This window comes from Lacrimispora sp. 38-1, from assembly GCF_049890855.1.
Lineage (GTDB): Bacteria > Bacillota > Clostridia > Lachnospirales > Lachnospiraceae > Lacrimispora.
The window spans coordinates 159,507-182,488 of the sequence record NZ_JBANEW010000052.1 but is presented as its reverse complement, the minus strand read 5'-3'; the positions used below and the strand labels follow the sequence as shown (position 1 = coordinate 182,488).

25 protein-coding genes are annotated in these 22,982 nt (G+C 38.6%); 23 read left to right on the top strand and 2 right to left on the bottom strand.

All coding sequences use genetic code 11. The annotated features are described in order from the left end of the window. Nucleotides 1-6: 6 nt before the first annotated feature. From V7D18_RS12515 to V7D18_RS12415, 21 genes are all read left to right on the top strand, one after another. A complete protein-coding gene (locus tag V7D18_RS12515; RefSeq protein ID WP_426154607.1) occupies nt 7-729 on the top strand; it encodes a hypothetical protein in 723 nt (240 codons plus the stop codon). Beyond that, on the top strand, nt 726-1,703 hold the full coding sequence (locus tag V7D18_RS12510; RefSeq protein ID WP_426154606.1) for an XkdQ/YqbQ family protein: 978 nt from the start codon (nt 726-728) through the stop codon (nt 1,701-1,703). Before V7D18_RS12515 ends, V7D18_RS12510 begins: the two co-directional genes overlap by 4 nt. A 10-nt stretch (nt 1,704-1,713) precedes the next feature. Continuing rightward, nucleotides 1,714-2,007 (top strand): DUF2577 family protein, encoded by a 294-nt coding sequence (locus V7D18_RS12505; RefSeq protein ID WP_426154605.1) that lies wholly within the window; start codon nt 1,714-1,716, stop codon nt 2,005-2,007. An 8-nt stretch (nt 2,008-2,015) separates the two neighbouring features. Continuing rightward, nucleotides 2,016-2,420 carry a DUF2634 domain-containing protein gene (locus V7D18_RS12500; RefSeq protein WP_426154604.1) on the top strand — a complete coding sequence of 135 codons (405 nt, stop codon included), beginning with the start codon at nt 2,016-2,018 and terminating at the stop codon, nt 2,418-2,420. Then, complete coding sequence (locus V7D18_RS12495; RefSeq protein ID WP_426154603.1) at nt 2,417-3,565, top strand: baseplate J/gp47 family protein; 1,149 nt, start codon at nt 2,417-2,419, stop codon at nt 3,563-3,565. Before V7D18_RS12500 ends, V7D18_RS12495 begins: the two co-directional genes overlap by 4 nt. Further along, complete coding sequence (locus tag V7D18_RS12490) at nt 3,555-4,076, top strand: putative phage tail protein (protein ID WP_426154602.1); 522 nt, start codon at nt 3,555-3,557, stop codon at nt 4,074-4,076. The genes V7D18_RS12495 and V7D18_RS12490 overlap by 11 nt, the downstream gene beginning before the upstream one ends. Nucleotides 4,077-4,085: 9 nt before the next feature. Further along, nucleotides 4,086-5,681 carry a hypothetical protein gene (locus V7D18_RS12485; RefSeq protein WP_426154601.1) on the top strand — a complete coding sequence of 532 codons (1,596 nt, stop codon included), beginning with the start codon at nt 4,086-4,088 and terminating at the stop codon, nt 5,679-5,681. A gap of 12 nt (nt 5,682-5,693) precedes the next feature. Further along, the gene (locus V7D18_RS12480) at nt 5,694-6,143 is read left to right on the top strand and encodes a hypothetical protein (protein WP_426154600.1); all 450 of its coding nucleotides are present in this window, start codon (nt 5,694-5,696) and stop codon (nt 6,141-6,143) included. A gap of 3 nt (nt 6,144-6,146) precedes the next feature. Next, nucleotides 6,147-6,287: an XkdX family protein gene (locus V7D18_RS12475; RefSeq protein WP_426154599.1), complete on the top strand. Its 141-nt coding sequence runs from the start codon at nt 6,147-6,149 to the stop codon at nt 6,285-6,287. Nucleotides 6,288-6,298: 11 nt separating this feature from the next. Beyond that, on the top strand, nt 6,299-6,718 hold the full coding sequence (locus V7D18_RS12470) for a phage holin family protein (RefSeq protein ID WP_426154598.1): 420 nt from the start codon (nt 6,299-6,301) through the stop codon (nt 6,716-6,718). 88 nt (nt 6,719-6,806) lie between these two features. Then, nucleotides 6,807-7,646 carry an N-acetylmuramoyl-L-alanine amidase gene (locus V7D18_RS12465; protein ID WP_426154597.1) on the top strand — a complete coding sequence of 280 codons (840 nt, stop codon included), beginning with the start codon at nt 6,807-6,809 and terminating at the stop codon, nt 7,644-7,646. 303 nt (nt 7,647-7,949) lie between these two features. Beyond that, on the top strand, nt 7,950-8,396 hold the full coding sequence (locus tag V7D18_RS12460) for a hypothetical protein (RefSeq protein ID WP_426154596.1): 447 nt from the start codon (nt 7,950-7,952) through the stop codon (nt 8,394-8,396). 19 nt (nt 8,397-8,415) lie between these two features. Continuing rightward, nucleotides 8,416-9,438 (top strand): type II TA system antitoxin MqsA family protein, encoded by a 1,023-nt coding sequence (locus V7D18_RS12455; RefSeq protein WP_426154632.1) that lies wholly within the window; start codon nt 8,416-8,418, stop codon nt 9,436-9,438. 406 nt (nt 9,439-9,844) lie between these two features. Then, on the top strand, nt 9,845-10,126 hold the full coding sequence (locus V7D18_RS12450; RefSeq protein WP_426154595.1) for a helix-turn-helix domain-containing protein: 282 nt from the start codon (nt 9,845-9,847) through the stop codon (nt 10,124-10,126). Continuing rightward, complete coding sequence (locus V7D18_RS12445) at nt 10,113-11,237, top strand: type II toxin-antitoxin system HipA family toxin (protein ID WP_426154594.1); 1,125 nt, start codon at nt 10,113-10,115, stop codon at nt 11,235-11,237. The genes V7D18_RS12450 and V7D18_RS12445 overlap by 14 nt, the downstream gene beginning before the upstream one ends. 734 nt (nt 11,238-11,971) lie before the next feature. Next, the gene (locus V7D18_RS12440; protein WP_426154593.1) at nt 11,972-12,313 is read left to right on the top strand and encodes a nucleotide pyrophosphohydrolase; all 342 of its coding nucleotides are present in this window, start codon (nt 11,972-11,974) and stop codon (nt 12,311-12,313) included. 54 nt (nt 12,314-12,367) lie between these two features. Next, nucleotides 12,368-13,537, top strand: coding sequence for an HNH endonuclease domain-containing protein (locus V7D18_RS12435; RefSeq protein WP_426154592.1), 1,170 nt, complete (start codon nt 12,368-12,370; stop codon nt 13,535-13,537). A gap of 15 nt (nt 13,538-13,552) precedes the next feature. Continuing rightward, nucleotides 13,553-16,507 carry a DUF3427 domain-containing protein gene (locus V7D18_RS12430; protein ID WP_426154591.1) on the top strand — a complete coding sequence of 985 codons (2,955 nt, stop codon included), beginning with the start codon at nt 13,553-13,555 and terminating at the stop codon, nt 16,505-16,507. 29 nt (nt 16,508-16,536) lie between these two features. After that, nucleotides 16,537-16,938 (top strand): (deoxy)nucleoside triphosphate pyrophosphohydrolase, encoded by a 402-nt coding sequence (locus tag V7D18_RS12425; RefSeq protein ID WP_426154590.1) that lies wholly within the window; start codon nt 16,537-16,539, stop codon nt 16,936-16,938. A gap of 65 nt (nt 16,939-17,003) precedes the next feature. After that, entirely contained in the window at nt 17,004-17,354 is a 351-nt protein-coding gene (locus V7D18_RS12420; RefSeq protein ID WP_426154589.1) for an MmcQ/YjbR family DNA-binding protein, read from the top strand. Beyond that, the gene (locus V7D18_RS12415; RefSeq protein WP_426154588.1) at nt 17,314-17,718 is read left to right on the top strand and encodes a DUF2809 domain-containing protein; all 405 of its coding nucleotides are present in this window, start codon (nt 17,314-17,316) and stop codon (nt 17,716-17,718) included. Before V7D18_RS12420 ends, V7D18_RS12415 begins: the two co-directional genes overlap by 41 nt. A 67-nt stretch (nt 17,719-17,785) precedes the next feature. Here V7D18_RS12415 and V7D18_RS12410 read toward each other — a convergent pair whose 3' ends face one another. After that, a complete protein-coding gene (locus tag V7D18_RS12410) occupies nt 17,786-18,532 on the bottom strand; it encodes a DeoR/GlpR family DNA-binding transcription regulator (protein ID WP_426154587.1) in 747 nt (248 codons plus the stop codon). A 121-nt stretch (nt 18,533-18,653) separates the two neighbouring features. Beyond that, nucleotides 18,654-19,568: a glycyl-radical enzyme activating protein gene (locus V7D18_RS12405; RefSeq protein ID WP_426154586.1), complete on the bottom strand. Its 915-nt coding sequence runs from the start codon at nt 19,566-19,568 to the stop codon at nt 18,654-18,656. Nucleotides 19,569-19,827: 259 nt separating this feature from the next. Here V7D18_RS12405 and V7D18_RS12400 point away from each other — a divergent pair, with 259 nt between their 5' ends. Beyond that, on the top strand, nt 19,828-22,242 hold the full coding sequence (locus V7D18_RS12400; RefSeq protein ID WP_426154585.1) for a glycyl radical protein: 2,415 nt from the start codon (nt 19,828-19,830) through the stop codon (nt 22,240-22,242). Between the two features lie 48 nt (nt 22,243-22,290). Further along, nucleotides 22,291-22,968, top strand: coding sequence for a fructose-6-phosphate aldolase (locus tag V7D18_RS12395; protein WP_426154584.1), 678 nt, complete (start codon nt 22,291-22,293; stop codon nt 22,966-22,968). Nucleotides 22,969-22,982: the final 14 nt, after the last annotated feature.

The window sequence follows — 22,982 nt, the reverse complement described above, 5'->3', positions numbered from 1 at the left end:
GGAATTATGCGGAATAAATATAAATTTTTTGCTGATATGGGAGGAGATACGATAGAGTTTCCTGTCAATCCGAAAGAGTATACCATTTCGTATCCTTCAGACAATAAAACTTACAATGTATTAGATATAGGTGATATTGTAGTTCCCGGGCTGCCTTCTTTGATGGAGGTATCCTGGGAATCATATTTTCCTGGAGACAGTGATGATCCTTTGATTTATGGTCACGATTGGACAGATCCAGGAGATTATGTGGAAGCAATCATTGACGCCAGGGACAATCAGGAGATATGCGACCTTGTCATAAGCCGGTACGACGCCAGGGGAAGCAAGATGTATGATACAAATATCAGCGCAGTGATTGATAGCTTCGAAACTACAGAAAAGGGTGGAGAGGCTGGAGATGTATATTACAAGATAAAATTTAAAGAGTACCGGGATTTTGCTCCGATCAAAGTCGCTCTTCCCCAACCAGAACAGCCAGCACAAACAGTGCAGATTGAAGAGCAGCCGAGACCGTTATCAGCGGCCCCTGAATTACGTGTCGGTGCCACAGTCATTGCGAACGGTACATATTTCAGCAGTAGTTATGGCGATAAACCTACGGGCACAGCAAACAACTTATCAACAACCGTTTCAAGGATTATTCCGGACGCTTCCAGACCTTATCCGATCCTGATCGGTGGAAGCCGTGGCTGGATTAAAGCAGATCAGCTGCAGGTGATAGGATGAATTATAAACTTTTAATTTTCAATGCTGAGTCAAACACTATGTATGATTATGCTCCGATTACAGAGAAAATCACATACACGACAAATAGAAGTGGCAGCGCGGGCAAGTTGACATTTTCCTTTATACAGAAAAAGGCTATTAACCTGACAGAAGGTGCTAAGGTGCAGTTTTATGTTGATGGGATAGGTGTTTTCTTAGGTTTTGTATTTGTGACGGAACAAGATCGATGGGGAGAAGTATCAGTAACTGCTTACGATCAGCTCAGATATTTGAAATCAACCGCCAGTTACAGCATTGAAGGAAAAAAGCTGAATGAAATTATACAGCAAATTGCCACAGATATGCAGTTGCAAATAGGAACATTGGAAGATACAGAATACATCATTCCTACCCTAACCAAGGAAAGCACAGAATGCCTGGATATTATTGAGTATGGACTGCAACTGACACAGTACAATACCGGCAGGACTTTTGTTTTTTATGATAATTTCGGTAAGTTATGTTTGACAGAAGCCAAAAACTTGATGTCTGACATCCTTATCGGGAACGGCAGTATTGTAACAGATTATACTTATAAATCAGACATAGACTCAGATACTTACAATCAGGTAAGACTTGTTCGGCCCAATAAAGAAACCGGTCAGGGGGATACTTATAACTTTAGCGACAGCACCACGATAAAAAAGTGGGGACTCCTGCAGAAATATGTGAAGGTGGATGAGAATCTAAACGAGGCACAGATTAATGAACAAGGAAATATTATGATGGCTTACTATGACAGAGTGCTTAAGACAATATCGATTGACGGTGTCGGTGGAGTGCCAGGGCTTAAGGCTGGAGCAATGGCAAAGTTTAAAATCAAGGATGTCCCTGAGCTTTCCGAAGGACTTTTCCTATTGCTGGATAAAGTAAAACATACTTTTTCAAACGGAGAACACACCATGAACCTTGAAGCAAAAATTATAAATATTTAAGGAGGCGGGAATGGAATTAATAGAGAGAATAAAGTCCATTGTTATTGATACGGTGAGGGCTATGGATTTATTGGACACTGGTTATGCTACTGTGGTTTCTGCGTCCCCGTTGACAATAAAAATACAGGCTACGCAGCTGACTGTTAAAGAGCCGGTGGCAGTACTGACAGACAATGTACGATACCGGGCTGTTACCATTCAGGGAGAAACCGTGGTCTTAAATTCAGGATTGAAAGCTGGGGACAAAGTCCTTTATCTAAAAGCAAATTCAGGGCAGAGCTATATTGTAATGGCGAAAGTGTAGGTGGTGATATGTCAGCTCTTCCAGATTCTGCAGGTACAGAAATTTATGGAGGAAATAACGTGGAGTATGTAACTGATACATACCTGGTTGATAAAAATACCGGCACGATAAAAAGAGTGGGGGGCGGTCTGGAAGCAATGAAACAGGCTGCCGAGATTATATTGAGTGTAGAGCGATACCGGAACCAGATTTATACTTCTAATTTTGGCAGGGAGTTAAATAAATTGGTTGGTAAGCCTCCGGAGTATGTGGCAAGCATGTTAAAAAGGCGGATCCGGGAAGCTTTTTCTGCAGATCCCAGATTCATTTCAGTGGAAAACTTTTCCTTTGATACAACGAGTTTAGGGTCCATGAAATGTACTTTTGATGTAAAAACTGTATATGGTATGGTTTCCGGGGAGGTGGAAGTTTGATTGATTTTAGTAATAAGAATTATGCGAACATACTGGCTGCTCAGTTAAGCCGTATAACAGATACGATTGATAAAAGAGAGGGTTCCATGATCCAGACTGCTCTTGGACCAGAAAGCTGGTACCTGGAGGGACTGTATCTTGATTTGAATTCTGTCCAGAAGAATGCTTATGCGGAAACAGCTGGAGGCATTTTTCTGGATATGCTGGTGGCAGAACGAGGAATTGAAAGAAAACCTGCTACCTACGCAGTAAAGAAGGGTGTATTTAACAGAGAGGTCTCCATTGGATCCCGCTTTTCAGCGCTTACTGGAGGCGGTTATCTGACATATCAGGTAACGGAATTAATCGCTCAGACAGATGCTGGATATGCCTATAAAATGAGATGCGAAACTGCCGGAGAAATTGGAAACAACTATACCGGCCAGCTCATAGCCATTGATTACGTAACCGGGCTGACTTCTGCAGAGCTTACAGAACTTCTTTCTGCAGGAACCGAGGAAGAAACCGACGATTCATTAAGAGAACGGTATCTTGCAACCTTTGATGTCGCTTCCTTTGGTGGAAATATTACTTCCTATCGTAATGCCATCCTTGCTATTGAGGGCGTAGGAGCTGTACAAATATATCCTGCATGGCAAGGCGGCGGAACGGTGCTTTGCAGTATTTTAAATGGTAATTTGAAACCTGCAGGAAGCGAATTGATCAATACTGTACAGAATGCCATTTGTCCTCCAGAGAGTGGCAGCACAGAGCCATCTGCCAACGGTTACGGAATGGCCCCGATTGGAGCAGTGGTTACAATAGGAACCGGGGCAGAATTGGTCCTTAATATTTCGCTTACTGTTCAGTTCCTTGCTACAGTGCAAAATGGGGAAACGGCTTATAAAAGTCAAATAGAGGAAAAGATTGAATCTTATCTTGAAACCGTTCGGCAGTCTTGGGGAGCAATGCTGAAAAGCCAGAAAATAGAATATGCTGTGACTGTGTATGTATCCAGGATTATCTATTCGATCCTTGATATTTCCGAGATCGTAAATGTATCTGATGTGACAATCAATGGTTCTGCATCTGATGTGGCTTGCGTAGAAAACTCATCTCTGCAACAGGTGCCAGTATTAGGGACGGTGACGATAAATGGCAGTTGATTTGAAAATACTTCTTCCAGAGTGGTTTCAGAATGTAATGGAATTAAATGAGTTAATGAAGTCCGAGGAGGCAGAACTGGAAGAAGCGGAAAACAGTATCAGATCTGTAAGAAATAACTGCTATATCCAGACTGCTGATGAAGCCACGATTTTGCTTTATGAAAAACGCTTTGGAATTGCTTACCAGGGAGAAAGCCTGGAATACCGAAGAAGCCGGATCATGCAAAGATATAATACTGTTGTTCCCTTTACGATTGGTTTTCTGAAAGATCGATTGACAGAGCTTTACGGATCCCAAGGGTTTGAGGTTTCTGTTGATGGAAAACACAGCCTGATTACAATTAAGATCACCTCGGACCGGTACGGCGCGGTTAATTTACTTTATGATCTGCTGTGGGATATTCTGCCGGCTCATATCCAGATAATGGCCAGTCAGGTTAATACGAAGAATATAAAAGGCGTTTATTCCGCCGGAGCAACGCTGAGCAGTACAAAGGTAATGACAATATAAGGAGGTTTTATGGGACAGTATAATAAAGCAATCTTGACAGCAGCTGGTGAGAATTTGATTGCCCAGGCTCTGGCCGGAGAAATTCAGCTGAACATCACCAAGGCTAAGACGTCGAATTATATATATCCGGTAGGTACAGATTTTAAATCACTCACGGATATGCAGGGAATTAAGCAGACCGTATCTGATCCAGTAACAACTGTGTATAATGATACGATGATCCAGACCAGAGCGCTTTTCAGTAATGAAGAAATAGCGTCAACCTACTACATACATGACATTGGTTTATATACCATGGACGGGACCGAAGAGGTCCTTTTTTGCATTGTAACAGCAGAGACGCCGGATGAGATGCCACAATATAACGGGGTGGCGTCCACCTCTTACATCTATAATATTCAGAATGTAGTCCAGGATGCAACTGAACTTCATATTGTGGTGAATCCTTCTGGAACAGCTACAATTCAGGACGTACTGGAAAGGGTGGATGCAACTGGTGGAGATATTTCAGAAACCGTTATTGAAACTCTGGAAACGATAGAGGATAAGTACCCGGTACCGGCTGCAGGGGAGAATGTTAAGCGGTTTTTCGGGAAGGTGCTGACGTTCATCAAAAACATTAGACCTCTTACCAGTGATATCACTCTTTATGTATCTGCTGATACAGGGTCTGATATAACAGGTGATGGAAGCCAGTTAAAACCATTTAAGACTATACAACACGCTATTGATATAGTACCAAAGAATTTAAATGGATATGTGGCAACTGTAAATGTCGCCGCGGGTACATATGATGAGAATGTACTTATACCGGGATTCTACGGTGGATCATTTAATTTATATAGCGATACAAAAGATACTCTGACAGGAACATGTTATGTAAAGTCTATTACAGTATCTAAATGTGGACATGGATATTTTAGATTAAATGGTTTCAATTTAACAGCTACAGATAGAGAAGCTATAATGGTGAACGGAAGTTACAATGTACACCTGCAATACTGTCAATCCATAGTAAATGTACCAAGTTACACAGGTATACAATGTAATGAATCCTTTTGTAGTACCGGCAACTGTAAAATCGCAAATAGAAATCATGCAATAAGCTTTAGTAATTGTCGAGGAGTTAGTGCATATTGGAATGCGGGATCAACTGGAAATGTTTTTGGTATTTCTACCTATAATGGATCCGTTGTTCATATGATTGGCACACAACCTACAGGTACAACTCTAAGAGCACAAGGATCCGGTGGTTCATTTTCTTATGAGAATGGAACCCAAATCCAGTATATTACTTCCGGTTTGTCGTGTACGTGGGGAACTATTGCTGGCGGATATATACGGCATGGCAATTCGTCTGGAACAGCAATGGTGACTATAAACATTCAGGTAACATTAACATCACAACTATCTGCAGGAATATTGTATAGCATACTTGGATTTCCTCCTGCACAATTTATATCTGTTCCAGTGAACTGTCAGGCGTTAGATCATTTTAATTACTATATACTCACAACCGGAGGACAATTGCAACTTAAGGCACAGGTCACATTACAAATAGGTAATGTATATCAATTTTCGGTAACGTATTTAACAAACTCATAAGGAGGACTTGATATGAATCAGGAAACAATCAAAGTAGGTGAGGTAACCTATAATATTGCAAACGGAAGTTGCAGTCTTAATGATTTAAGTGGTCAGACTGCTAAAGTTGCTATTATCATTGGATCAAACAAAATTGAGGATATACATAAAAATCTTTCTCAAAACTCCATTATTGTCAAATACAGCGCAGACGGGGTGGAAGAATGGAGACAGGGCAATCTCGTGTATACGGGACTGCCAATTTTTAACCCTTCTTTTCCGGTCAGAATTGAGCAGGTGCAAGAAACGGATGAAGAGGGAAAACCTAAATATATAAACAAGGAGATCATGGACGCTGTCATTATTGTGGAGTACAGGACACCCAACATTCAGGACAAGGTAAAAGAGCAGGAGCAGCAGATCAATGACTTAAATGCCCAGGTAGCTTACCTGCGGATGATGTCCACCCCTAAGGAGGTATAGACCATGAGTAAGAACTATGAAAAAGTAAAACGGTTTTATGACACTAAATCCTGGCCGTTAAACTGGGTGATTAATGCAGTAGACAAATGGATTACGGCGGCTGAGTACCGGGAGATCACAGGAAAAGAATATGAGAAAGAGTGAGGAAAATGAAAATGAAAAATACATTATGTACAACAGCCGGCTTAGTAGGAAGTTTTATAGCGTCATTATTTGGGGGCTGGGATACCGGAATTGGTACCCTGGTCCTTTTTATGGGAATTGATTTCTTTTCAGGACTGGCTGTGGCTGGGATATTTAAAAAGAGTACAAAAACGGAAACCGGAGCATTGGAATCAAAAGCTGGCTTTAAGGGTCTGTGCCGTAAGTGCATGACGCTCCTGTTTGTTCTGATTGCTTACCGACTTGATCTTGCCATTGGAACAAATTACATAAGGGATGCTGTAATTATCGGTTTTATGGCAAATGAGCTGATCTCCATCGTGGAGAATGCAGGGCTTATGGGGCTGCCGCTTCCTGCAGTTCTGTCCAAAGCCATTGACATCTTAACAAAGAAAGCAGAAATAACTGAATAATTTGTTGCGACCGTCGCAACGGTTGTAATGTCACAACTTTATGGACCTGGGATTATCCTGGGTCCTTTTTCGATTGGAGGAAAATAATATGCAGATCAATAAATTACTTACACCATATAATTACAGCAACGGAGAATTAAGCCGTATTAAATATATTGTAATCCACTATGTAGGAGCTCTAGGAGGAGCAGAGGCAAACTGCAAATACTATGCGTCGCAGTATGTTGGTGCCAGCGCTCACTACTACGTAGGATTTGACGGAGAGATCTGGCAGTCTGTAGAGGATAAGAACATTGCTTGGCATTGTGGGGCGAAGAAATATGTACACCCAGAGTGTAGAAACTCTAACAGCATTGGCATTGAACTATGCGTCCGGAATAATGGATCCCTGGCAGATACAAGCCGGGATTGGTACTTTGAGGAGGCTACAGTGCAGACCGCCATTGAACTGACCAGGGAGCTGATGGCAAAGCACGGCATTGCTGCAGATCATGTGATCCGGCACTATGATGTGACAGGAAAGATTTGTCCGAATCCTTATGTCTACAACCATACACAGCACACCTGGGAAGCATTCAAGGCGGCGCTAACAGCAACAGAGGTTAAGAAATCCGGCTGGGTACAGGTAACAGACGGCTGGATGCATTACAATGGAGATACCGGTCTACCGGTTCGCAATGACTGGGTTCAGGTTGATGGTAAGTGGTACTGGTTTAATGCTGCCGGTATCATGGTCACAAACACATGGTATCAGTACAAAGAGGTTTGGTATTACTTGGGACCGGACGGGGCTATGTGTAAATCTCAGCTTGTTGCAAACTCCGGGAAAATTTACGCGGTAGACCGTGACGGAAAAATGATAACAGAGCCGGTGAAGCTCATGCCAGACCAGGATGGGGCGCTGCAGTATCCGGGATTGGCACAGTAAAAAACGTTCTTAAACTAAACTCGACGATGAAGAGTCTGGAGAAATAGACCACGCGGGAATACTTGATTTTAGCGAATTTCTAGGAAAAAGCAGAATATAAAAGTTTTTTACACCTGGGTTATAACGATAAAATATGAGGAGATTGCAGATTGCAGTCTCCTTTTTTTGATATTCTCTTTTATTAGCTTTTCTATCTAAGGAGAATAGAAAAGGCTTTTGTGAAGTTTTTAATAAAGATTTTAATTGACAAGAGAGTAAAACCGATTTATTATTGAGGTATCAAATGATACCTTTGACGGGAGAATGAAATTGGCGGAAGAAACAAAAGAAAGAATTGAAAGTGAATTAGATATAAAGTCCTATCTCCAGGATTTGAAATATGCGCTTGAAAATGGTGCTCAGATTAATTTTCAGGCACGCAGGCGTGTAGATGACCAAAGAGATGAAAAATTTACGAATCAATATACGGTAAATACTTTATTTCCGAATGAGAATCCAGTTGACGCTCTGAAAAAAGAATTGAAAATGCTTACTGTGGGGGAATATATGAGGACTGTAACAGATCTTAAGTTCCCCAATAGGAGTGAGATGAGGGAATTTGGAAAGGTCTATAATGGTAAGGACGATGTATATATTAAGATAAGAGTGGAGCTGTTTGGTATGTATGGGAATTCCACAACCTTTGTTATGTCATTTCATTTTGCTGAGAGAGCATTTATACCAGGGCTGTTTCCATATAGGTATAAATAAGGGAGGTGTTTTGGTGAACATGAAAGAGATTCGCAGTGAAAAACGTTTATGTACCTGCTGTATGAAAGAGCATGAAGTGAAAACAGTTCGTGTAATGGAACATACAATTTTTAAGAAAGTGCCTGTAGACTATGAGGCTACTTACTTTTATTGTGATGCTGCAGATGAATTGTATATGGATGAGTCCCAAATCCAGGAGAATGATGTGGCTATAAAAGATGCTTATAGAAGAAAACAAAGACTTCTTACTTCTAAGGATATTAATGCTATTCGTGGAAAGTATGGCATTAGCCAGAGTGACCTTTGTGTTCTCTTAGGCTGGGGTATTAAAACCATTACCAGATATGAAAGTCATCAGGTGCAGGACAAAGCGCATGATACTATTTTAAAAAAACTTAATCAGGATCCACAATGGTTTCTCGAATTACTTGTGGAGGCAAAGAATAATTTATTGGCTGAGTCCTATCGCAGGTATCTTGAAACGGCTACTATTCTTTATGAGAATGATCAAGACCGTTATCTGCGGAAAGCGATTGAAGCTAAATATGCGAGATTTCAAAGTAATCAAATGTTACAGGGGAAAGCAGTTCTCTCTTTAGATAAGGTAGTGGATGTGATTCGCTATTTTGCAGCATCAACCAGGGTCACCAGCTTGTATAAAGTAAAACTCATGAAGTTAATGTGGTATTCAGATGCGCTTTCTTATAAGGAGAGAGGGAGTGCTATCACAGGCCTGGTATATCAGGCCTTGCCGATGGGAGCAGTGCCAATCGAACATAATTCCATTATTGATCTCAAAGGTGTTCCATGTGAGGAAGTGAATATGGGTGAGACTTGTGCGTATTATTTCAACTTACAGGCTTGCTCAGATTACCCGGCACTTGATGCAGAGGATAAACGCATTTTGGATGTTATCATATCAAGACTAGGAAGGATGACCAAAGATGAGATTGTGACATTCATGCATCAAGAGCAAGCATATACCAAAACGGCTCCCAAGGATATTATCCTGTATAAATATGCGGAGAGTTTACAGATATAAGATGATTGAACAGGGCCGTGCGAGAAGCACGGCTATTTTTGGTAGTCCACATGAGCAAACTCGTGTGGGTGAAATGTTCCTTTTTGGACTAACTGTCCAATGAGGATTTATTTAGTTTGGTTATATAATTAAGATATAGATTGGAAAGGCTCAAAAACTTTGATGTATCGAAGTGTATTCCTGTGGAAGATGTATATAAGGAGATATCAGAGCGAACAACTACTAATATATGTAAGGAAGGGAAAATAAAAGAGAAAAAGGCGAAGCCAATGCCAAATAAAGAAATTACACCAGTTCTCAAGAGTAAAATATAAATGATGGCTAATATGTTGTCTATATATTGATATTTTTGATGATTTGGGTTAATATATTATCTATAGAAATAGATTGGGAGTGAAGCATTTATATGGATACATTTGCCTTTTTAAAATCACCGAATCAAGTAAATAAGGATCTTGCAGCGAGAATAAAAGATAGAAGAAAAGAACAAAATCTTACACAGGTGCAGCTGAGCAAACGTTCTGAAGTGAGTTTGGGCTCCATTAAACGTTTTGAGAATACCGGAGAAATATCATTAACTTCTCTGATTAAAATTGCATTTGCGTTAGGATTGGAGAATGATTTTGAGTTACTGTTTGTAAAGAAAGGTTATTCATCTATCCAGGAGGTAATTAATGACAGATCGTAAGACTCTCGAAGTATATATGAAAAATGTGCATGTTGGCACTTTGGCAGAGACAAGGGAGCATTTGGTTGCATTTGAATACTCTGATGAGTGGGTCCGGAGAGGATTTTCTATTAATCCAATTTCATTACCGCTTAATAAAGGCGTGTTTATTCCAAGAAAGTATGATCCCTTTGACGGATTATTTGGAGTATTTGCAGATAGTCTGCCAGATGGCTGGGGGCGACTATTGGTGGATCGTCTTTTATTGAAGAATGGAATAAATCCAGCTACAGTAAATGCGCTCACTAGATTGGCAATAGTTGGCGATAGTGGAATGGGAGGATTGGAGTACCATCCATCCAATGAAATGAAAGTCCAAATGTCTGAAATGTCTCTTGATGAACTGGCAACAGAAAGTTCCAAAATGTTTGAAACAGAAAATACAGAGTGCTTAGATGAATTGTTTCGCCTGGGAGGTTCTTCTGGTGGTGCCAGACCTAAGGTTAATTATGAATTGAATGGAGAGGAATGGATTGTAAAGTTTCCTTCTTCCATTGATAGGAACGGCATTGGCATGGAGGAATATGATTATTCTTTATGTGCTAAAAAATGCAAGATTCCGATGGCTGACACGAAGCTTTTGCCATCAGACTTATATGATGGATATTTTGCTACAAAGAGATTTGACAGAAAAAATGGACAAAAGACTCATATGATTTCTGTGAGTGCCTTGCTGGAAACTTCACATCGCATCCCGAATCTGGATTACAACATTCTGATGCAACTAACTTTAAAACTGACACATAGTTATGAAGAAGTGGAAAAGCTATTTCGACTTATGTGCTTCAATGTGTTTGCTCATAATAGGGATGATCATTCCAAAAATTTTTCCTATTTATATCAGGATGGAGTTTGGAAACTGTCTCCGGCCTATGATTTGACATATAGTAATTCTATCGGAGGAGAACATGCTACTACAGTAAATGGAAATGGTATGAATCCGGGAATCAAAGATATTCTTGAGGTTGCGAAAAAGGCAAATATGGACGAGCAGAAGGCAAGACTGATTGCCGATGAAATAAAGGAAACCGTAGCTGAGAATTTGGGTAAGTATTTAAGAAAGACTTGGTGAAATTGGCGAAGGGAAATTCTGCACTGGGTCAGGCTCTTATCACGGGGGGACGGGTCGGAAAATGTATGGCATGGACGCATGAGAAAGAAACTAGTTAAGGACTGGTCTCACTCATTGCGTCCATATGTCTTAACAATACCAAGATTCACAGTTTATTTGAAGATTAAGCTCTTCTTCTGTCATTTGAGCTAAAGCTGTTTCTTCTGCGTTCAGAACGGAAATAATGAAGTTCCAGTCGTCCTTTTCTGGCCAAGGGGATGCCTCTTGTATCTGGTGGTACAGAACCGCATTATTCCGAATTGTTTTAATTGGAAGTTGTAACTGTCGCCGTGCACGGAGGAAATGAGGAAGGTTTCCTGAGGAAGTAGCAAATTATAAGTTGTCCGGATAATCCAGAAGTTGTGAGATCTGAAACAGGAAAATTATTTGAGCTCTTCGTTTTTGAAAGATTTATGATGGAGGATGCGTAAAACATTCAGAAAAAGGCTCGATAAGGCACTAGGCGCTATAATCGACGATATTCGTTGAAAATATTTAAATATAAGAATATAATATGTAGTATATGCCAGACGGTAGGGGCAATTATGGAGTATTTAACTATATTAGAGTTAATAGAAAAATGGCATATTTCTTAGAAAAGAGTGGCTATTTATTAAAGGAAGATTTTAAGGAGTAACTGACTGATTCTTAAAATTATTTGTGGCTGTATATAGATGTGGTGGAGGAAAAAATGAATGACACAAGACACAATAAATAAGATTTTACGATTCCGAGACGACCGAAACTGGAAGCAGTTTCATAATCCGAAAGATTTAGCGATATCCATTTCACTGGAGGCGGCTGAATTACTGGAAATTTTTCAGTGGAGTGCGGAAGATGTGAACTGCACAGAGAAAATGGACAAGATTAGGGAAGAACTTGCAGATGTTATAAATTACTGTGTGCTTATGGCTGATGCATGCGGTCTTGATTTAGATGAGATTGTGCAGGCGAAGATTAAAAAAAACAATGAAAAATATCCAATAGAATTAGCTAAGGGCAGTAAAGAAAAATATGATCAACTGAAAAGGAGTTGATGCAGAAAATCGATTGGTAACAGCATACATAAGACAAGGCAGGGATGAAGATAAATGGCTCAATTTGATTTTGAGAAAATCGGCTATCAATTAAATATTGATGACAAATATTATAACAGACTTGATATAGACGCATTTTCTCTTATGATGAAGAATCCGTCATACTGTTATAAGTTTTATTGGCTTGAGGCAATCGTTCATCTGATTTCAGAAGGTGTAAAAGAGACAAGCTTTAATGAAATAATTGATGAGATGATTGCAAATGCATGGTATACGGTTTTAGAATTTCATATTCATCTCAGCGGTATGATTGAAGGTCGGATAAAAGATGGATTGGAAAGAGCCGTTCTAACGCTGCAAGAGTTGAGTCAGCTTCCGGGAAATGCTTCTAAGGTAGAAATTAAGAATAAAATAAAAGAATATGATAAAGAACTGGCACTTTATAAAGAACAACTAACCCATATGGTTCCGTATAGAGCGCTTTCAGGATTTTTCGATAAATGTCAGGAAAGAGCGGATTGGGGCAGCACTCAAAGAATGGTTTCTTATATTGAAAGAGTCAATCAGATATCATTACTGCCATATACACTTGGAACAGGAAGCTCATTTAAGAAGGAAGTCTTTTTTAATGAAACCTGGATAAAGATGATACAGGATAATACAGTATCCATTCTAGGCTGGATACAATATGAAAAGGTTAAGTGGCTTCAGAACAATAATCCTGAAGTCCCTGGACTTATATATAAGCTTGCGCCAATGAATGAAAAAATGCGCAAACTAAACAACGTTAGAAAACTGTGGAAAGCAGTTATGGATAATCAGTCTATTGTAGATGTATTTAAAAATGCACCTATTGGAAAAGGTAATTATGATGTCGATCATTTTATTCCTTGGTCCTTTGTGATGAACGATGAATTGTGGAATTTAATGCCTATGGATTCGGCGTTAAATTCTTCAAAAAGTAATAAGCTTCCCCAATGGGATCCTTTTTTTAAACGATTTGCAAGTAACCAGTTCATTTTGTATAGTATGATTCATGATGATAGAAAGCCAGAGATTAGAAAAAAATATGAATCTTGCTATCGAGACAATTTACATTCCATATGGGCCAATCAGGAACTCTATAGAAAAGGAAATTCAAAAGAGGAATTCTATAATATTCTTGAGAAAAACATGCAGCCGGTCTATGATTCGGCAAGAAGACAAGGGTACCAAGTTTGGTAAAAGGGGAATGGGTACATGACAAAAGAGAAGTTAACTGAAATAAGGAATGGTTTTGAAACGGCATACGTTGATGAAACGTTTTCATCTAATTTGGCATACAGGCCACAATTTATTTCCAATAATTATAAAGAAGGAAAAAAAGTAATATCAACCATTGAAAATGAACTTTTATTATGTGATCAGTTCCAGATAAGTGTTGCGTTTATTACAATGAGTGGAATTACTCCTCTTCTTCAGACGTTGAGAGAACTTGAGAAGAAAAACATTCCTGGAGAGATTCTTACGACTAATTATTTGAATTTTAGTGAGCCTGCCGCATTAGAAAAATTAAATAGGCTTAAGAATATTACTCTCAAAATGTTTGATGTTGAAACTGCCAAAGCTGGTTTTCATACGAAGGGATATATTTTTAAAAAGGAAGAAATCTACCGAATTATAATTGGTAGTACTAATATTACAAGCGCAGCATTAACCAGTAATCGTGAATGGAATACGAAAGTTGTATCTACTGAGCAGGGAGAGGTGGCGCAGGAGATTATTGCTGAATTTAATGAGCTTTGGGAGTCAAGGTATTCACTTGGGTTTGATGAATTTTATGAGAATTATAAAGAGCGATATGCAATTATCAAGCGCCAACGCGAGATAGCGAAGCAAGATGAGATAACATCGATTGAAAAATACAGATTAGAGCCAAATAGTATGCAGGTTGGATTTATTACGAACCTTAGAAAAATATTAGCTGCTGGCGAAAAAAAAGCACTTCTGATTTCGGCTACAGGTACAGGTAAAACTTATGCATCGGCATTTGCGATGAGAGAATTAGAATATAAAAAAGTACTGTTCTTGGTTCACCGCAATCAGATTGCAAAGCAAGCAAATAAATCCTTTCGCAAGGTTTTTGGTGATTCTGTATCCATGGGTATGATTTCGGGTACACTTGGACGAGCAGATTATGATAAGGATTATATTTTTGCAACAATTCAGTCATTTAGTAAAGATGATACGCTGCAGCATTTTACAAAAAATCATTTTGATGTAATTATCTATGATGAGGCACACCATATAACAGCAGATTCCTATAAAAAGGTAATGGATTATTTCACACCTCAGTTTACGTTGGGTATGACAGCAACACCTGATAAGCGTGATGACAACATGGAAGGTAGAAATATCTATGAGATTTTCAATTATCAGATTGCATATGAGATTCGTCTGCAGGATGCCATGAAAGAGAAATTGCTTTGTACATTTCATTATTTTGGAATCACGGATCTTAGTGTTATATCTGATACTGGAAAGACGAGAGAAGAGCAGTTAAAGAGTTTTAGATATCTTACTTCCGATGAGCGGGTTAAATATGTTATAGCGAATGCTGAATATTTTGGATATAGTGGGGATAGAGTGAGGGGGTTGATTTTTTGTAGTCGCATAGATGAAGCTAGAGTACTATCCCTTAAGTTTAATGAAAGAGGATTAAGAACAGAGGTTTTGACAGGTGCTGACTCTGAAATGGATAGAGCAAGTGCAATCGAACGATTAGCAGGTGATGATGGTGCTGATGCTTTAGATTACATATTGTCTGTTGATATTTTTTCGGAGGGTGTTGATGTACCAGAAATAAACCAAATTATTATGCTTCGTCCAACACAGTCACCAATTGTATTTATTCAACAGCTTGGGCGTGGCCTTAGAAAAGCGGAGAATAAGAAATATGTTGTTGTACTTGATTTTATTGGAAACTACAAGAACAACTTCATGATTCCAATTGCACTCTCTGGTGATCGTAGTTATAATAAGGATAATGTCAGAAGATATGTTGCGGAAGGCGGAAGGGTAATTCCTGGAGAAAGTACTGTACATTTTGATGAAATATCAAGAAAGAGGATTTTCCAGGCAATTGATAACGCCAATTTTAGTGATGTGAAATTGATTAAAGAAAACTATCTTACATTAAAGAATAAGCTTGGACATATCCCGGTATTAGCAGATTTCGATAAATACGGAGAGATGGATGTGCTTCGTATTTTTGATAACACCAGTCTTGGCTCTTATTACAAGTTTCTGGTGAAGTATGAGAAGGAATACAAGGTACGTTTATCCGAGAATGAGGAGAAGGTTGTTGAGTTTATTTCGAAAAAGCTTGCAAACGGAAAGCGGATTTATGAATTAGAGTTATTAAATCGAATGTTGAGTTATCGTCAGGGATTAATTGGCAAATTGAAGAAAACATTACAGGAAGAGTATGCCACTCAAATAAATGAGAATTCTATGGGTGGATTGATTAAAATTATGACCAACGAGTTTCAACCAGAAAGCAGTAAAAAAAATTATGAATCTTGTGTATTTATTGAAAAAGAGGATACAGAAGAATATGGAATATCAAAATCGTTTGAACAGATGTTGAATAATATTGATTTTTACAATATTGTGAAAGAATTAGTTTCTTTTGGTATATCAAGATATAAAACAAATTATCGAAATCGATATCAGGATACTGATTTTGTGTTGTATCAAAAGTATACATATGAAGATGTATGTAGAATTCTTGGGTGGAAAAAGAATTTATCTTCCGTAATGAATGGTTATATGCTCGATAAAGAAACGAAGACACTTCCAGTATTTGTAAATTACGACAAGACAGAGAATATTAGCGATACGACAAAATACGAAGATCATTTTATCAGTGCTACTAATTTAATTGCAATATCTAAGAGCGGAAGAAATATAAAATCTGATGATGTACAGAATTTCCTTCATGCAAGAGAACGCGGTATTGATGTCCAGCTTTTTGTGCGAAAGAATAAAGATGACAAGATTTCAAAAGAATTTTATTATCTTGGCAGGATGCATGCATCTGGATTTGCAAAAGAATTTACGATGGCAAACACGGATAAAAAAGCTGTTGAGATAGAGTGGATCTTAGATACACCTGTTAGAGAAGATGTGTATGAGTATATTATTCGAGGATAATAACAGAAATAAGAGGAAGTGAAGGTAGGATGAAAATAGTTAGAGTAGTGGCTGCAGTGATTAAAGATTTGAACGAAAAGGGAGAGCCAATCATTTTTGCTACCCAACGTGGTTATGGTGTTTTAAAAGGTGGTTGGGAATTTCCTGGTGGAAAAATTGAAGATGGTGAGACTCCTCAAGAGGCATTAATGAGAGAGATAAAGGAAGAGTTAGATACAGAGATTTCCGTTGGAGAATTGATACATACAATTGAATATGATTATCCGACATTTCATCTTTCTATGGATTGCTTTTGGGCAGAAATTGTTGCTGGCGATTTGGTGTTGAAAGAGCACCAGGCTGCAAAGTGGTTGACGAAGGATGAGATGAATTCTGTGGGATGGTTACCAGCGGATATAACTCTGGTGGATAAAATTCGTTTGACAATATAAATTTCCATTCTCATTCCTGTCCAATTGCGTAATGTGAATGAAAAATAACTTGTGGGGTAATCGCTTTGAAAGAACGTTCAGAAGTAATAGCCATATGCATAAAATTAAAGGAAGTCTATGAGGATTATCCGTTTCACGATACAAACTGGACTTTGATGCGTCATAAAAAGAATAAGAAAGCGTTTGCCTGGATCTATGAAAGAGAAGGCAACATCTGGATCAATGTAAAATGTGATCCAGAGTGGAGAGATTTCTGGAGAAACACATATGCGTCTGTGATCCCGGCATATCACCAGAACAAAGAGCACTGGAGTTCCATTATTCTGGATGGAACAATTCCAGATACAGATATTATCAGAATGATTGGGGAGAGTTATGAACTTACAAATGACAAAAAGAAATCAGTTAAGAATTAAGTATGCGATTGCGTTTGTACTGATTCTATTTGTGGAAGTGATGATAGCATTATATGTACATGATACGTTTGTACGGCCATATGTAGGAGACATGCTGGTAGTGATATTAGTGTATAGCTTTACTAGAATCTTTATTCCGGAGAGATGCAGATTACTTCCCTTGTACGTTTTCCTGTTTGCAGCAGGAGTTGAGGTGCTGCAATATTTCAAATTAGTACAGGTACTTGGACTGGAAAATAACAGGTTTCTGCGGATCGTGTTAGGTTCGGTGTTTGATATAAAAGATATTGCCTGTTATGGTGTTGGGTCTATATTGCTTGAAGCATTCGAGAGGATAAAAAGCATAAATAGACTTCAAGAATAAAAGTTCATGCATTTTGAACACAAAATAATATTAACCCCGCGATGATCAAGTTCCATAGCGGGGAGTTTTATGCATAAATTAATTGAATATCATGCGAAGAGAGTTCAGAAACCGCAGTATCATCTATTTTGTCATCAGTAATGACAGTTATGTTCGCATTTTTCAGATTTATAGGAACGACACCATGCTTTTGAAATTTTTCGCTTTCTGTCAGTACGATAATTCTTTCTGCTTGCGGAGCCATGTCACGAACTGCCTGGGCACGCATCTGATCACGATTGGTAAAGCTTGTTTTGGCAGAATATCCATCTGTTCCGATAAAAAATAAATCAACACAGAAATTTTCAACACATTGTTTGATCATTGGACCAACAAGAACCTGGGACTCTGGCTGGTAGATTCCACCTAACAGGACAATCTGAAAGTTAGACTTATTGCGAATATAGTCGGCGATAAATGCGCTGTTTGTAATGATGGTCAGGTCTTTTTTGGTAGAACAAAGCTCATCAGCCAAAAGAGCGCAACAGCTTCCACTTTCTATCATGAGTGTAGATGCATTCTCGACTAGAGTGGCTGCTTTTGATGCAATCATCTTTTTGGATTCATAATGATATGCAATACGGCCATTAATATTATCCATACTTCTTAATAGTGCAAAACCATGTTCTCTGATGATAATGCCTTTTTCTTCTAATTCATCTAAATCCTTTCGAATTGTAACCTGTGATACGCCTAATTTTTCTGCGAGGACAGAAACTTCTATTTTATTTTCATCGGTTAAAAGCTCTAATATCTGATTACATCTATTTTTCACAACAGTGTCCTCCCTAATAAAATTTTATATAATACATTATAGTACAAATAAGTTTCAACTTCAACAAATAATACTTTCATTTGAAACTATATAAAATAGTAAATGTTTCTTTTATCATGTTTTAGAAAAAGGCATCGATACCCGCCTCTAAAAAGACATTTCGGAACTGTTCTAAATCTTCTCTGTGTAATGCCGGAACATCTGTATAAAAATAAGGCCTGTCTAATAAATCATATTTATTTTCTCCAAACTGATGAAAAGGTAGGAGCTGAATTTGCGATATTCCGATTTCCTGTAATATTTTGACAAAACCCTGCGCGTCCGTCAAAGTATTATTAAAATCAGGGATAACAGGTAATCTCGGAAGAATGGTCTTCCCCATATTTGCAGCATGTTTCAGGTTTTCTAAAATCAATTCATTGGTTACACCAGTTCCCTGTTTATGTTTTACAGAATTCCAGTGTTTTAAATCAAAAAGCATATAATCAACGTATTCTATGACCTGATCAAAAACAGAAGCACTCCCAAAACCAGTTGTTTCGCAGCAGGTATGCAGTCCTTTTTCTTTGGCAGCAAGCAATAACTCTGTAGCAAATGCTGGTTGTGAAAGTATCTCTCCGCCAGATAACGTAATACCACCGCCACTTTCTTCATAAAAGGCTTCATCCTGAATAACAACATCTATGACTTCCTGAACAGTTTTCATTTCTCCCTCTTTTTCTAAGGCTTTGCCAGGACATTTCTGAACACACTGAAGACAGCCTTTACATTTTGCTGCATCTACATGAATGTGTCCATTTGATAGTGTTATTGCTTTCGAAGGGCAAATATCAATACAATGATGGCAAAGGAGGCATTTTTTATGATTCCACAATATTTGCACTTTGGAAAGCTGACTTTCAGGATTTGCACACCAGAGGCATCGTAAGGGACAGCCTTTCAAAAAGACGACGGTTCGAATACCTGGACCATCATTGACACTAAATTTTTGAATATTAAATACGACACCGGATTTTCTGTAATCAATTTTTCGCATCTGAGCATCTCCTTTTTATTTTTGTACCAGTTAATCGCAAAAATCTGCGATTTTATAAAAACGATATGTATTGTGAGTTTTATATTTTCTGATATCTATCATATCATATTTTGCTTCTAAATAAAAGTTTATAACTTATGTATGAAACATAAAAATATTACGTATATAAATCATGGTTGACAAACATGGAAGAACGAAATAGAATAAAATTACGAACAAAACATATTTGTATTACTATTGAAAAAGAAGGAGGTATGACATGGAAAATGAGTTACATTTTGGGGCATTGACAGAGCGTATGAAGTCTTTTCGCGAAGAAGTGTTGGAAGAAAAGCCATATATTGATGCGCAGCGTGCAATATTGGCGACAGAAGCATACAGGAAAAATCAGAATCAGCCTCGAGTGCTTGTCAGGGCGCTCATGTTAAAGAAGATTCTGGAAGGAATGACAATTTATATTGAAGAGAAGACTCTGATAGCCGGTAATCAGGCAACCAAGAATAAGAATGCATCGGTTTTCCCGGAATATACGATGGAATTTATATTGAAAGAACTGGATCTGTTTGAGAAAAGAGATGGAGATGTCTTTTATATTACAGAAGAAACTAAGAAGCAGCTTCGCGATATTGCACCTTTCTGGGAGAATAATAATCTGAGAGCAAGAGGAGAGGCACTCTTGCCAGAGGAAGTAAGCGTATTCATGGAGACTGGTGTTTTCGGTATGGAAGGAAAACTCAATGCGGGGGATGCACATTTAGCAGTTAATTATGCAAAGATTCTTTCAGATGGATTAAAAGGGTATGAAGAAAGAACGAAAGCATTACAAGATGCACTTGATTTTACAGATCCGGAGAGCGTTGATAAGAATTCCTTTTATAAAGCAGTGTTGATTGTGATAGAAGCAGTACACAACTTCGCATTGCGTTACAGCGAACTGGCAATGAAATTAGCCATACAGGAAACAAACGCGCAGCGGAAAGCAGAACTGGAAGAAATGAGCAGAATCTGTGCAAAGGTTCCCTATGAACCGGCAGCTTCTTTCAGGGAAGCGGTACAGTCTGTCTGGTTTATACAGCTGATTCTTCAGATTGAATCCAATGGACACTCCTTAAGCTACGGCAGATTTGACCAATATATGTATCCGTATTATATGAGAGATATGAAGGAAGGACGGACAACACAGGAAGAAGCATTAGAGATTTTGACCTGTTTGTGGATTAAGACGCTGACGATCAATAAAGTAAGATCACAGGCACATACATTAAGCTCTGCGGGTTCACCTATGTATCAGAATGTAACGATTGGCGGGCAGACTTCACAGAAAGAAGATGCTGTTAATGAATTGAGTTTTCTTGTTCTGAAGTCAGTGGCACAGACAAGACTGACTCAGCCGAATCTGACAGTTCGTTATCATAAGAATCTGAATAAAGATTTTTTTGATGAATGTATTGAGGTCATGAAGCTTGGATTTGGAATGCCTGCACTGAACAATGATGAGATTATCATTCCATCCTTTATTAATTGGGGAGTGAGGGAAGCGGATGCATATAACTACAGTGCAATCGGATGTGTAGAGACAGCTGTTCCGGGAAAATGGGGATATCGTTGTACCGGAATGTCTTACATCAATTTTCCCCGAGTTCTGCTCTGTGCAATGAATAATGGTGTAGATCTGACAAGTGGAAAAAGATTCACCAAAGGTTGTGGGGAATTCAAGGATATGGAAACCTATGAAGACTTATTGACAGCATGGGATAAGACGGTAAGAGAGATGACCAGATACAGTGTGATTGTAGAAAATGTCATTGATAAGGCATCTGAAAGAGATGTACCGGATGTCCTTTGCTCAGCACTTACGGATGATTGTATTGGAAGAGGCAGGACGATCAAGGAAGGTGGTGCTGTATATGACTTCATATCAGGATTACAGGTCGGAATAGCGAATATGGCAGATTGCCTGGCTGCAATTAAGAAGTTGGTATATGAAGATAAGAAGATTACAAGAGAGCAGTTATGGAATGCAATTCTGGATGATTTCCAGTCTCCTGAAAATCGTAAAATTCAGGAAATGCTAATCAATGAAGCTCCTAAGTATGGGAATGATAATGATTATGTAGATCAGCTGGTTGTTGAAGCATATGATTCTTATCTGGAAGAAATTAAGAAATATCCAAATACCCGCTATCAGAGGGGACCAATTGGCGGTATCCGCTATGGTGGAACTTCCTCTATCAGTGCAAATGTGGGACAGGGGATGGGGACAATGGCAACACCAGATGGAAGAAATGCATATGAACCTCTGGCAGAAGGCTGCAGTCCTGCACATAATGCAGATAAGAACGGCCCCACAGCAGTATTTAAGACAGTGTCCAAACTTCCAACGGAGAAGATTACCGGAGGCGTCTTACTGAATCAGAAGATGACACCGCTGATGCTTTCTACAGAAGAAAATAAGCAGAAACTTGAAATGTTGATCCGTACATTTTTTAACAGACTACATGGATATCATGTACAGTACAATATCGTATCCAGAGAAACCTTACTGGATGCACAGATTCATCCGGAAGACCATAAAGACCTGATCGTACGTGTGGCAGGTTACAGTGCTTTTTTCAATGTACTATCCAGGAAAACACAGGATGACATTATTGAACGTACAGAGCAGGCTTTATAATGAAGCAAGGTTCATAATAACAAATTAATCAAAAAGGGGAGCCAAAACATGAAATTTATCATTGATGATGCAAATATTGAAGCAATAAAAAGAATTTATGAATATTATCCCGTTGATGGTGTAACGACCAATCCGTCCATTCTTGCAAAAAGCAAAAGACCACCATTTGAAGTATTAAAGGAAATAAGAACTTTTATTGGCAAGGAAGCAGAGCTTCATGTACAGGCAGTTGCATTGGAAGCACAGGGCATGGTTGAGGATGCATATGCGATTATTAAGGAACTTGGAGATATAACCTATGTGAAGATTCCGTCTATTCCGGAAGGCTTTAAGGCTATGAAGGAGTTAAAAAAAGAAGGTATTCGTATTACGGCAACTGCAATCTATACACCTATGCAGGCATATCTTGCTGCAAAATGTGGAGCAGATTATGCAGCGCCATATATCAATCGTATTGATAATATGGGATATAACGGTATCCAGACTGCAAAGAATATTCATGATATTTTCAAAAATAATGATTTAAAAACACAGGTGCTTGCTGCCAGCTTTAAAAATTCACAACAGGTTCTGGAATTATGTGAGTATGGTATTGGCGCATCAACAATTTCTCCAGATGTGATTGATGCATTGGTAAAGAATACCGCAATTACAGCTGCTGTTGATGATTTTATCAAAGACTTTGAGGAATTGACTGGAAAAGGAAAAACAATGAGTAACTGCTAATTAACACACGTTAC